This window comes from Trinickia sp. (assembly GCF_057351765.1).
The window spans coordinates 1-12,599 of record NZ_JBMRBK010000041.1 but is presented as its reverse complement, the minus strand read 5'-3'; the positions used below and the strand labels follow the sequence as shown (position 1 = coordinate 12,599).

Here is a 12,599-nt window from a genome sequence, read left to right as displayed (position 1 = left end):
GCTTTACCATCTCATCGATTTAAAAATACTTGTCGCCCAGATCTTAATCCGCATATACTGCGCGTCACGCATTTTCAGCCGCACAATCAATCCACCGTGGTGACGTTTTCCCCGGTTCTGCAGCGGTATGACGACGGATACCTCACCGAGCTCGCCGCCACACGAGCTCGTATCCGCAGTTTCATCGGAGCACAAGCATGCTGACGCGACAACAGACTTCGCACGTTTGCGATACCAATCTATTTAGTCCCGCATATTTGATTCACCACTTTCCACCACCGAGCGAAACGCAGCGCTTTATCGAACGATCGCGCACGGAAATCTCGGAGATATTGAGCGGCGCATCTGACAAACTACTGATTATCGTCGGACCTTGCTCGATTCACGACACGGATGCCGCGATTCAGTACGCCAATCGACTCGCACGCATTCGAGCGGAACTGAGCGACGACCTTCATATCGCAATGCGCGTGTACTTCGAAAAACCAAGAACCTGCCTTGGCTGGAAAGGCTTCATCAACGATCCGGACCTTGACGAGACATACGACGTCGACGGAGGCTTGAAACGCGCCCGGCAGCTTTTGCTCGAGATTTGCTCGCTACATGTTTCCGTGGCCACGGAGTTCCTCGATACGGTCGGTTACCAGTACATCAGCGATCTCGTCAGTTGGGGGGCCGTCGGCGCACGCACGACTGAATCCCAGGTGCATCGCGAGATGGCCTCGGGGCTGCCCTGCCCCATCGGCTTCAAGAACGCCACGAACGGCGACGTCAAGCCGGCCATCGACGCCATCCGGGCCTCCCGGCAACCGCATCGCTTCGTGGCGGTAACGGCCGAGGGCGCTTATGTCAGACGCGCGACGCAGGGCAACGTCCATGGGCACCTCGTCCTGCGCGGCGGCCGTGTGCCGAATTATGACGCGCATGGCGTAGCCTCAGCGTGCGAACAGCTCGCAGCGCATGGGTTGCCCGCTCGTGTCGTCGTAGATGCGAGCCACGGCAACAGCGGCAAGCAGCATCGAAACCAGCTCGCAGTCTGCGACTCGCTCGGCTCGCGAATCTCGCTCGGCGATACGCACGTGGCCGGCATCATGATCGAATCGAACCTCGTAGCCGGTAACCAACCGATCGGCCCGCTCGCGCAGTTGATGTACGGACAAAGCATTACCGACGCATGCATCGGCTGGGACGACACGGCATCGCTACTCGGCCGTCTCGCAAACGACGTCCGAGCACGCCGCAGGCTCTATACACCCGTCGAACCGCCGGCTGCGCTCGCGGGCTGAGCACCGCGGCGCGGCGCCCGCGCGCCGCCCGTTGTTTCGTCCTTCTACGTAGCATCTATTTAATTAGTAGTCCTTAATTTTACACGCGAGTTTTTACATAGCGATTTTTGCGTCGTCCCAGCACACCCACTCAAGCCATCCCGAGGAACTATCATGCTGACCACCGTCGTCGAGCAACCGGTCGCGCCACCGTCTCGCCCACACCGCATGCAATCGATGAGCGCTGCCGATCTGCTTTGGCGCGCTGCCTACCTGCATCCCGATTCGGGTCTTTCGTTTCTGTCCGGCGCCGACGACGAAGGCGCGTTCATGACCTACCCGGCGCTGCTCGACGAAGCGCGCCGGATCGCGTCGGCACTGCGGCTTCTCGGACGGCGGCCCGGCGACAAGGTGGTGTTGCTGCTGGAACTCGCGCGCGATTTCATCCCGGCATTCTGGGGTTGTGTGCTGGCGGGCTGCGTGCCTTGTCCCGTCGCGCCGATCCGCAACGACCCGCCTCGCTGGGACAAAACGATCGCGCACTTGCGCGCGCTGCTCGACGATCCGCTCGTCGTGACGACACAGGCGCTCGAGTCCACGCTTGCCCGCGGCACACCGACCGCCTCGCTGCGCTCGCTACGCGATGCACCGCAGGGGACCCACGCGGCGCCGGTCTATGAGGCGTCGCCCGAAGATCCCGCCGTCTTCGTGCTGACCTCGGGTTCCACGGGCAACTCGAAGGCTGTCGTCCTCACGCACGCGAATCTGCTTGCCTCGATGGCCGGCAAGAACGAACGGCAGCGCCTGGACGCGTCGGACGTCGCGCTCAACTGGATTTCTTTCGATCATGTGGCCGCATTGCTGGAGGCGCACCTGCTGCCGCTTTACGCGGGCGCCCGGCAAGTCCACGTCGATTCGGCCGCGATTCTCGCCGATCCCCTCTCGTTTTTGCGCCTCATCGATCGGCACCGGGTGTCGATGACGTTCGCGCCCAACTTCCTGTTCGGCCAGATCAACGCGGCAATCAGGCAACGCGTGCCCGATCGCGCGTTCGATCTGTCGTGCCTCCGGCACATCGTTTCGGGGGGCGAAGCGGTCGTCGTCGAAACCGGCCGGCGGTTTCTCGAACTGCTCGCGCCCTACGGCCTCACTCAGCGTGCGCTTTGGCCGGCGTTCGGTATGAGCGAGACCTGCGCGGGATCGATCTACTCGCGCGTCTTTCCCGAGGACGATGTCGCACGCGAGTTCGCCGCGCTCGGCACGCCCGTGATCGGACTCGAAATGCGCATCGCCGACGACGAGGCCAACGTGCTGCCCAACGGTGAGCTCGGCGAGCTGCAACTGCGCGGCCCCATGGTATTCCAGCGCTACTACCGCAACGAGGAAGCGACGCGTGCGGCATTCACCGATGACGGATGGTTTCGCACGGGCGATCTCGGAAGAATCGAGGACGGCAAGCTGAGCCTCGTGGGACGCAGCAAGGACAGCATCATCGTGAGCGGCGCGAACTACTTCAGTCACGAACTGGAGACGGCGATCGATCAGCTCGACGGCATCGAACGTTCGTTCGTCGCCGCGTTTCCGACGCGCCCGAAGGGAGCCGACACCGAATCGCTCGTCATCGCCTACGCCACGACGATCGATCCAGCCGACGAAGCGCGCCGCCATCAGCTCAGTGTCGCCGTGCGCAATACGACGATCCTGCTGTGGGGCTTTCGGCCATCGTTGATCCTGCCGCTGCCGAAGACAGCCTTTCCGAAGACGAGCCTCGGAAAAATCCAGCGCGCGACGATGAGAAAGCGTCTCGAAGCCGGCGAATATGCTGCCGAGCTCGCCGCCGCGGGTGAGATCTCGCGGCGCCAGACGGGCGAGCACGTACCGCCCGACGGCCCGATCGAAACCGCCATCGCCGGCGTTTTCGCGGATATGTTCGGCCTGCCCCCGGATACCATCAGCGCCACCGCGAGCTTCTTCGACCTCGGCGGAACCTCGCTCGACATTCTCACGCTGCAGCAACGGCTTCATGTCATGCTCGAGCGCACCGAACCGGTCTCGCTCGTGACGATCTTGCAGAATCCGAGCGTGCGCGCGCTGGCCTCGCACCTCGAGCCGACCCGTCGCCGAACCCACGAATACGATCCGATCGTGCCGCTGCAGACAACGGGTAGCAAAACGCCGCTCTTTTGCATTCACCCCGGTGTCGGCGAAGTGCTCGTTTTCGTGAACCTCGCGAACTACTTCGTCAACGACCGCCCGTTCTATGCGCTTCGCGCGCGCGGCTTCAACGAGGGAGAGACGCCGTTTCGCTCGCTCGACGAACTCGTCGAGACCTACGTTGCCGCGATCCGCCGGCGCCAGCCGCACGGCCCCTATGCGATCGCCGGCTACTCATACGGCGGCGCCGTCGTACTGCCCGTCGCCCAGCGGCTGGAAGCGCTCGGCGAGCGCGTTGCGTTCATCGGCAGCATCGATGCACCGCCGCTCATCAAACATCCTCGCGGCAAGGTCGATGCGGTGGAGAGCGCGGTCATGCTCGCATTCTTCCTCTCGCTCATCGATCGCGAGCAGATGGAGCGGCTACCCGATTCGCTGCGCGCGACGCTCGGCCCGAACGAAGACCCCTGCGAGTCCATCTATGCACTGGCACCGAAGTCGCGGCTCATGGAACTCGGGCTCGATCTGCCGCACTTCAAGGCTTGGTCGGCACTCGCGCTGGGGCTGTCCGACATCGGTCATGCGCACCGGCCGTCCGGCACCGTCGAAGCGGTCAGCATCTTTTACGCCGACCCGCTCTGGGGCACGAAAGCCGACTATCTCGAGCAGGAGCTCAAGCGCTGGGACGCGTTCACGCGCGGGACGAACCGCTATATCGAGGTTGGCGGCGAGCATCACACGATGCTCGATGTCCGGCACGTCGCCGCCTTCCAGGCCACCCTGCGCGCCGAGATCGATCGCGCCATGCAAGGCCGTTGAGGAGGATGGGGATGAGCACGAAGGTCCGGCAAATCGATTTGGACGGCACACCGTTGCACTATGTCGACGAAGGGCACGGCTCGCCCATCGTCTTCGTTCATGGCTACATCTCGGACGAGCGCGTCTGGCGCAACCAGCGCGCCGCCTTTGCGCGATCGCACCGCTACATCGGAGCGACACAGCGCTACTTCGGTCTCGCGCCGTGGCCCGACTCCGGCGAGCGGTTTTCGCTCGATACGCACGTCGAGGATCTCGCCGCGCTCATTCGAGCGCTCGGGGCGGGTCCCGTCGACGTCGTCGGCTGGTCGTACGGCGCCTCGCTCTCGCTCGAGCTCGCCGCGCGTCATCCCGAGTGCGTCCGCTCGTTGTTCGCGTACGAGCCGGCCAATCTGGCATGGCTAGGCGATCGCGTCGCGCAGGAGGCCGCCGCCAAAGACAGGGGCGAGATGGTCGGACCGGCGCTCGCCGCGCTCGCGCGAGGCGACACGGCCGATGCGGTTCGACAAATATTCGATCATGCCCACGGCCGGCCCGGGCTCTTCGACACCTTGCCCTCCGACATGCGCCGCTGTTTTCTCGACAACGCGCGCACGGTTGCACTGCTGTTCGGCACGAAACCGTTGCCGGGCATCGATGCGTCCGCGTTGGGCTCGCTGACGATGCCGATCGCGATTGCCCACGGCGCGCTGACGAGACCGTTCTACCGGATCGTGGCCGAAGGTATCGCGGCACGCATCGCAAGCGCCCGGCTCGTCGTGCTGCCGAACGGCATGCACGCCGCGCCCGTGCTTGACGCGGCGCAGTTCAACGCCACGGTCGCGGAGTTCCTGCACACGGCGCAAGCCGATGGCGCCGCACGCATGCCGGCGAGCGCTTAGACACCGCCTTCGACGCTCGCTTCATCGTCGCACGACGTGCGCCGAGCCCCGACGTCCTCATCGATCGATATACAGCCACCCCCTTAATGACCAGGACTGCATGATGAACCCTCCGACCGATCAGCAATCGATGCAAAAGTGGGTACTCGCCCTGACGTCCGTCGCCGCGTTGATGGCGATGCTCGACGCGATGGTCGTCGCCACGGCGATCAACGCGATCCGAGCCGATCTCGGCGCCTCGCTCGATGCGTTGCAATGGACCGTCAACGCCTACAACCTCAGCATCGCCACGGTACTGCTCACCGGCGCGGCACTGGGCGACCGCTTCGGACGCCGACGCATGTTCGTGTTCGGTGTAGCGCTGTTCGCCGTATCGTCGGCGGCTTGCGCACTCGCAAAAAGCGTCGCCTGGCTCATCGCCGCCCGTATTGCACAGGGCGCCGGTGCAGCGTTCATCATGCCGCTGGCGATGGCCATCCTCACCGCCGCCTATCCGCCCGAGCGGCGCGGCAAAGCGCTCGGGCTCTTCAGCGGCATCACCGGGCTCGCGCTCATCGTGGGGCCCGTGCTCGGCGGAGCCATCGCGGGCAAGCTGTCGTGGCAATGGATCTTCTGGATCAACGTCCCGATCGCCCTCGTCATCGTGCCGCTTGCGTGGCGTCGTATCCCCGAGAGCTTCGGCCCGGCTGTCGCCGTCGATGTGCCGGGCATGGTGCTGGCCGCGCTCGCCGCGCTCGGCATCGTCTGGGGCCTCATTCGCGGCAGTGTTGCAGGCTGGAGCAGCGCCGAAGTCGTCGCCGCACTCGGGGGCGGCGCGGCGCTCGCGGTAGCATTCGTCGCGCGCGAGCATGCCGCCGCGCAGCCGATGATGCCGATGCGTATGTTCGGCTCGCGCGCATTCTCCGCGAGCATCGCCGCCAGCTTTCTCTTCTACGCCGCCATGTACGGCGTAGTGTTCTTCCTGCCGCAGTTCTTCCAGGTCGCCCAAGGGTGCGATCCGCTAGGCGCGGGTCTGCGCCTTTTGCCATGGACGGCCACGCTGTTCGTCGTCGCACCGGTCGCGGGCGGGCTCGTCGACAAGATCGGCGAACGCGCGCTCATGATCGTGGGACTTGCGTTGCAAACGCTGGGATTCGCCTGGGTCGCGTACAACGCAACGCCCGATGTGTCGTACCTCCACCTTGCCGTCGCGCTGACGCTCGCCGGCGCCGGCGTGTCCATGGCCGGTCCCGCGGCGCAAAAGGCCGCGGTGGGCGCGGTGAGCCTCAAGGAGATCGGCAAGGCCTCGGGCATCTTCAATATGTTCCGGATTCTGGGAGGCGCAGCCGGCATCGCGCTGGCCGTTGTCGCGTTCTCGGTGGGCGGGCGTTACGCGTCACCTCAGGCGTTCGCCTCCGGTTTCGGTGCCGCGATGAAGGTGTCGGCCATCCTCTCGGCCGCCGGCGTGCTCGCGGCGCTCGGCCAGCCGGCGCGCCGCGCGCTGTCCGCCGCGTCGGCCAAAGCCAAAGTATAGAAAGCCCGTGCCGGGCGAGCACGCTACGCCGTTCGTTCCCTCGCGTACGCGCGCAGCGCCTCGCCCGTTTGCTCGTCGCTCGGAAAAAACGCCTCGATGGCGAGTTCCGCGAGCGTAATGTCGACGGGCGTACCGAACACCGTCGTCGTGCTGAAGAACGACAACGTTCCGAGCGCCGTACGCAGGAGCAACGGCACGACGATATCCGAGGGCATCTCCGTGTCCCCTGGCACGTCCTCGGCGCCAGGCGGCGCGGGATAGGCCGCCAGTTCCTCGACGAGCGCTTCGAGCACCGCATCCCCGCTCGTCTGGGCCTGGCGCTCGACGCGCTGGAGCACATGCGCGCGCCAGGCAAACCAGTTGACGATACTGCTCGCGAGCCCTTCGGGATGCAGCGACAGACGCAACACATTGACGGGCGGCTCGAGGAGTCTCGGCGCGGCGCCCGCCACGAGCGGCGCGAGCGCGCCGTTTGCAGCGATCATCGTCCAATGCCGGTCGACGGCCAGTGCGGGAAACGGCTCGTGCGCGCGCAGCACGAGTTCCACCGCCTGGCGCGCAGCACTGAGTTGAGGATCGTCGAGCGGACGCTCGCGAAAAAGCGGAGCGTAGCCGGCCGCCACGAAGAGCGCATTGCGCGCCCTCAGCGGCACCTCGAGGCGCTCGGCCAGACGCAGGATCATCTCCCGGCTCGGCACGGCGCGGCCCGATTCCACGAAGCTCAAGTGCCGCGACGAAATCTGCGCTTCCGTAGCGAGCACGAGTTGGCTCATGCGGCGCCGCTGGCGCCATTCGCGCAGTAGATCGCCGACGCCGCGGCTCGTGCCGCGCGGCGCGGGAGGGCTTCGAAACGAAGTGGCAAGCGTATTCATGCGTCGATCATAACGAATCGGCGCGGCATTTCCATTACCTGCGACGTAATCGACCGGCCTCGCGGTTTCGACGATCCTTCGTTCTCGAGCGAGTCGCCATTCCCGAAGCGGCGACCGCACCACCCGCGGCCTCGCGCCGCCATTGAACGTCCAAGGAGCCTGACATGAACGTACATACCCCGCTCGTCGCCCGCTACTTCGCCGCCTGGAACGAGACCGACGCCGTGCGCCGCCGCGCGCTCATCGCCGAAACCTATGCCGACGGAGCCGTCTATGTCGATCCCATGCTCGAAGGCAAGGGCCATGAAGGCATCGACACCATGATTGCGGCCGTGCATGAGCGATTCCCGGCCTTCGTCTTCCGCCTCAGCACCGACATCGACGGATTCGGCCCGTACGTGCGCTTCTCCTGGGAGCTGGTCGGCCCGGACGGCACGGTAGCGGCAAGGGGATCGGACTTTGCCGTCGTCGACGCAACGGGACGCTTCTCGAGCGTCACGGGCTTTCTCGACGCGGCAGCGCAACCGGCCTGAGCGACGTGCAGGCGAGCGCCGCGGCGAACCCCTCTGCCGCGGCGCCGAGACACACCGGGCGGCTCGCCTGAGCCTCAACCCGGGACCGGGATCGCGAGCGTCTCCTTGATTTCCTCCATGACGACATAGCTCTTCGACTGCACCGCGCCCGGCAACTGCAAGAGGATGTCGCCGAGCAACTTGCGGTAATCGGCCATCTCGCCGATGCGCGCCTTGATGAGATAGTCGAACTCGCCCGACACCAGATGGCACTCGAGCACCTCGGGAATCTTGTGCACCTCGCGCCGAAACTGCTCGAACATGTTGCCGCTCTTGTGGCCCAGTGTGATTTCGACGAACACGAGCAGCGCCGCGCCGAGCTGAGCCGGATCGATACGCGCGTAGTAGCCCGTGATGACCCCGTCGCGCTCCATGCGCTTGACGCGCTCGATGCACGGCGTGACCGTCAGCCCCACGCGCTCGGCCAGGTCCTTCATCGCGATACGGCCGTCTTCCTGAAGGATGCGCAGGATATGGTGGTCGAGCTTGTCGAGCTTGCGGATCGGCTGGCGCTGCGTTCTCATTGCTTTCACCAAAAATATGAAAACTACAAAAACAAAAACTGCTTTCGTCGCAATAGTATAGCTCCAATAACTGGACCAAGCGTCTTTTGGAGTAGCTATGCGAGTCATCGTCTTGGGCAGCGGCGTGGTGGGCGTAACGAGCGCCTATTACCTGGCGCGCGCGGGCCATGAAGTCACCGTGGTCGACCGCGCCGCGGGTCCCGCGCTCGAAACGAGCTTTGCGAACGCGGGCCAGATTTCCCCCGGTTACGCGGCACCGTGGGCCGCGCCCGGCGTTCCGCTGAAAGCCGTCAAGTGGATGTTCCAAAAGCATGCCCCGCTCGCCATCCGCCTGGACGGCACGCAGTTCCAATTGAGCTGGATGTGGCAAATGCTGCGCAATTGCACGGCCGAGCGCTACGCGGTCAACAAGGGCCGCATGGTGCGCCTGGCGGAGTACAGCCGCGATTGCCTGCAAGCATTGCGCGCCGATACCGGTATCCAGTACGAAGGCCGCACGGGCGGCACGCTGCAACTCTTTCGCACGCAGCAGCAACTCGACGGTGCGCAGAAAGACATTGCGGTGCTGCGCGAGGCGCAGGTGCCTTACGAACTGCTCGCGCCGGACGAACTCTCGCGCGCGGAACCCGCACTCGCCGCCGTCTCGCACAAGTTGACGGGCGGGTTGCGTCTTCCGGGCGACGAAACGGGCGACTGCCAGCTGTTCACGACACGGCTGGCCGCGCTCGCCGAACAGCTCGGCGTGAAGTTCCGCTACAACACGCCCGTCGATGCACTCGAGATGGCGGGTGGCAGGATCGCCGGTGTCCGCTGCGGCAACGAAACACTGCGCGCCGACACCTACGTCGTCGCATTCGGTGCGTATTCGACGCAGTTCGTGGCCGACATCGTGAAGATTCCGGTTTATCCGCTCAAGGGCTATTCGATCACGGCACCCATCGTCAACCCCGCCGCGGCGCCTGTATCGACGGTGCTCGACGAAACGTACAAGATCGCGATCACGCGCTTCGACGATCGGATTCGAGTGGGCGGCATGGCGGAAATCGTCGGCTTCGATCAGAAACTGCGCAACGCACGCCGCGAGACGCTCGAGATGTGCGTCAACGACCTTTTCCCCGGCGGCGGTGATACGGCGCATGCGACGTTCTGGACGGGCTTGCGCCCGATGACCCCGGACGGCACGCCGATCGTCGGCCGCACGCCTGTCGCGAATCTGTTCCTCAATACCGGCCACGGCACGCTGGGCTGGACGATGTCGTGCGGCTCGGGCCAACTGCTTGCCGACCTCATCTCCGGCCGGCGCCCCGCCATCCAGGCGGACGACCTATCGGTGCATCGCTATCTGGGCGACATCGGCACGTCGCCCCGACCCGCTTACGCGTAACGGCTCACGCCACCCGAAGAGCCCAGGCAGCACAAGCGGCGCCCCACACGGGCGCCGTTTGCATTTTCAGAACTGGTCTTCGGACAGTGCATAGATGCCCTCGCCGCCCTTGCCGGTGACGATGGCCGTTTCGAGCGCGGCGGCCCGAGGCAGGATTTGCTCGGCGAAAAAGCGCGCGGTTGCGATCTTTGCGCCATAAAACGGCGCGTCGCCGACCTCGTCGCGCGCCGCGACGAGCATGGCACGCGCCATATGCCAGCCTGCGAGCACGATGCCCGCGAGCTCCAGGTACAGCACACTGCCCGCGAACACGGCTTTTGGATCGGACTTCGCATTGGCGAGCACGAAATCGACGACCGTGTCGAACGAGCGCACCGCCAGCGACAACTGCAAACGCATGGCCGCGAAAGCGGGCCCCTCGTGCGCCGAAAGCGCATCGAGTGTCGCGCGAATCTGCGCGGCGAACTTCTTTGCGACGGCGCCGCCATCGCGCAACGTCTTGCGACCGACGAGGTCGTTCGCCTGGATCGCCGTGGTGCCTTCGTAGATGGTCAGAATGCGCGCGTCGCGATAGTACTGAGCTGCCCCCGTTTCCTCGATGAAACCCATGCCGCCATGCACTTGCACGCCGAGACTCGCGACCTCGATCGAAAGCTCGGTACTCCACCCCTTCACAATGGGCACGAGATACTCGTAGAGCGCCTGATGTTCGGCGCGCACGGCGGCATCGGCATGACGATGTGCAACGTCGCAGTGCGCCGCCGCAACATACGCGAGGGCGCGCGCACCTTCCGTCAACGCGCGCATGGTGGCGAGCATTCTGCGCACGTCGGGATGATGAATGATCGTGACGGGGTCTTTCGCGCTACCGTCGACCGGGCGGCTCTGCACGCGCTCCTTTGCGTAAGCCACCGCCTTTTGGTACGCACGGTCCGCGATGGCCACGCCTTGTATGCCGACGGCGAAACGCGCCGCATTCATCATGATGAACATGTATTCGAGACCGCGGTTCTCTTCGCCGACGAGGTAGCCGGTCGCGCCGCCATGGTCGCCGAACTGGAGCACGGTGGTCGGGCTCGCCTTGATGCCGAGCTTGTGCTCGATCGATACGCAGTGCACGTCGTTGCGCGCGCCGAGCTTGCCATCGTCGTCTATCTGGAACTTGGGCACGATGAAAAGCGAGATGCCTTTTACGCCCTCCGGCGCATCGGGCGTGCGCGCGAGCACGAGGTGGACGATGTTCTCGGCCATGTCGTGCTCGCCCCAGGTGATGAAAATCTTCGTGCCGAAGATTCGATAGGTACCGTCGCCTTGGGGCTCGGCGCGTGTGCGTACCAGTGCGAGATCGGAGCCGGCCTGCGGCTCCGTGAGGTTCATCGTCCCTGTCCACTCGCCTGAAAGCAGCTTGGGCACATAGCGCTGCTTCTGCTCGGCGCTACCGGCCGTGAGCAGCGCTTCGATCGCGCCGTCGGTCAGCAGCGGACAGAGCGCGAACGAAAGATTCGCGGCATTGAGCATCTCGACGCAGGGCGTCGCGATGAGCTTGGGCAAACCTTGCCCGTCGTAGTCGACGGGATGCTGCACACCTTGCCAACCACCCTCGACGAACTGGCGGAACGCTTCCTTGAAACCGGGCGTCGCGGTGACGGCACCGTCCTTCCAGACGCTCGGATGGCGGTCGCCCTCGACATTCAGCGGAGCAAGCACTTGCTCGCACAGTTTCGCCGACTCGCCGAGCACGGCTTGCGCCGTTTCGAGGGTCGCGTCATCGCTGCCCGGCAACGCGGCAACCGTCTCGAGACCGGCCAGTTCCTTCATCGCGAATAGCATGTCCCTGATGGGCGCGGTATAGCTCATCGTGCTCCTCCTGAGTCGTTGCTCTGCATTGGGGCCCCAGTAACCGCTAAAGCGCTAACTGAGGGCCTTGCTCTGCATGGGACCGCAGTAAGGCGCTAAAGCGCCAACTGCGGTCGACAGCTCTGCATTGGGCCCCAGTAACCGCTAAAGCGCTAACTGGGGGCCTTGCTCTGCATTGGGCCCCAGTAAGCGCTAAAGCGCTAACTGGGGCCGTAAAAAAAAAAGGGGCGCGCCGCGCCCCTTCCCCTGTTGCCGTCAGGCGCCTAGTCGAACGGCGCGTCGTCGTTCGTTCAGCCGAGCTCCGCGACCAGCTCCGGCACGAGCGCGAACAGATCGCCGACGAGTCCGTAATCGGCCACGCTGAAGATCGGCGCCTCGGGATCCTTGTTGATCGCGACGATCACCTTCGAATCCTTCATGCCGGCCAGATGCTGAATCGCACCCGAGATACCGACCGCAACGTACAGTTGCGGTGCGACGATCTTGCCCGTCTGGCCCACCTGGTAATCGTTGGGTACATAGCCCGCATCCACCGCGGCGCGCGAGGCGCCCAACGCCGCGCCGAGCTTGTCGGCCAGCGGCACGAGCACGCTCTGATAGTTCTCGCCGCTGCCCAGACCCCGGCCACCCGACACCACGATCTGCGCGCTCGTCAGCTCGGGACGGCCCAGCTTGGTCACCTCGCGGTTCACGAACTGCGAGATCCCGCGCTCCGCCCCCGCCTCGATCTTCTCGATTGCGGCCCTCCCGACTACGACCGC

The 12,599-nt window shown here is 64.9% G+C and carries 10 protein-coding genes; 6 read left to right on the top strand and 4 right to left on the bottom strand.

Annotated elements, in window-relative coordinates:
- The first annotated feature begins 197 nt into the window (after window positions 1-197).
- From ACO1XS_RS11240 to ACO1XS_RS11225, 4 genes are all read left to right on the top strand, one after another.
- The gene (locus ACO1XS_RS11240; protein WP_440562340.1) at window positions 198-1,286 is read left to right on the top strand and encodes a 3-deoxy-7-phosphoheptulonate synthase; all 1,089 of its coding nucleotides are present in this window, start codon (window positions 198-200) and stop codon (window positions 1,284-1,286) included.
- 153 nt (window positions 1,287-1,439) lie between these two features.
- Entirely contained in the window at window positions 1,440-4,238 is a 2,799-nt protein-coding gene (locus tag ACO1XS_RS11235; RefSeq protein ID WP_486390708.1) for an AMP-binding protein, read from the top strand.
- Between the two features lie 11 nt (window positions 4,239-4,249).
- Window positions 4,250-5,116 (top strand): alpha/beta fold hydrolase, encoded by an 867-nt coding sequence (locus ACO1XS_RS11230; protein ID WP_486390707.1) that lies wholly within the window; start codon window positions 4,250-4,252, stop codon window positions 5,114-5,116.
- Window positions 5,117-5,216: 100 nt separating this feature from the next.
- Window positions 5,217-6,629, top strand: coding sequence for a DHA2 family efflux MFS transporter permease subunit (locus ACO1XS_RS11225; protein ID WP_331574482.1), 1,413 nt, complete (start codon window positions 5,217-5,219; stop codon window positions 6,627-6,629).
- A 23-nt stretch (window positions 6,630-6,652) separates the two neighbouring features.
- Here ACO1XS_RS11225 and ACO1XS_RS11220 read toward each other — a convergent pair whose 3' ends face one another.
- Window positions 6,653-7,501, bottom strand: a complete 849-nt coding sequence (locus ACO1XS_RS11220; RefSeq protein ID WP_331574484.1) for a helix-turn-helix domain-containing protein — start codon at window positions 7,499-7,501, stop codon at window positions 6,653-6,655.
- A 164-nt stretch (window positions 7,502-7,665) separates the two neighbouring features.
- Here ACO1XS_RS11220 and ACO1XS_RS11215 point away from each other — a divergent pair, with 164 nt between their 5' ends.
- Window positions 7,666-8,034, top strand: coding sequence for a nuclear transport factor 2 family protein (locus ACO1XS_RS11215; protein ID WP_331574486.1), 369 nt, complete (start codon window positions 7,666-7,668; stop codon window positions 8,032-8,034).
- Between the two features lie 74 nt (window positions 8,035-8,108).
- Here the strand turns inward: ACO1XS_RS11215 and ACO1XS_RS11210 are convergent, their stop codons facing one another.
- The gene (locus ACO1XS_RS11210; protein ID WP_173258793.1) at window positions 8,109-8,597 is read right to left on the bottom strand and encodes an Lrp/AsnC ligand binding domain-containing protein; all 489 of its coding nucleotides are present in this window, start codon (window positions 8,595-8,597) and stop codon (window positions 8,109-8,111) included.
- 97 nt (window positions 8,598-8,694) lie between these two features.
- Between ACO1XS_RS11210 and ACO1XS_RS11205 the strand changes: the two genes are divergently transcribed.
- Complete coding sequence (locus tag ACO1XS_RS11205; protein ID WP_331574488.1) at window positions 8,695-9,981, top strand: D-amino acid dehydrogenase; 1,287 nt, start codon at window positions 8,695-8,697, stop codon at window positions 9,979-9,981.
- Between the two features lie 66 nt (window positions 9,982-10,047).
- Here the strand turns inward: ACO1XS_RS11205 and ACO1XS_RS11200 are convergent, their stop codons facing one another.
- Both ACO1XS_RS11200 and ACO1XS_RS11195 read right to left on the bottom strand, forming a co-directional pair.
- On the bottom strand, window positions 10,048-11,838 hold the full coding sequence (locus tag ACO1XS_RS11200; protein ID WP_331574490.1) for an acyl-CoA dehydrogenase: 1,791 nt from the start codon (window positions 11,836-11,838) through the stop codon (window positions 10,048-10,050).
- A 290-nt stretch (window positions 11,839-12,128) separates the two neighbouring features.
- On the bottom strand, window positions 12,129-12,599 hold a 471-nt coding region (locus ACO1XS_RS11195), incomplete at its 5' end, for an electron transfer flavoprotein subunit alpha/FixB family protein (protein ID WP_486390706.1).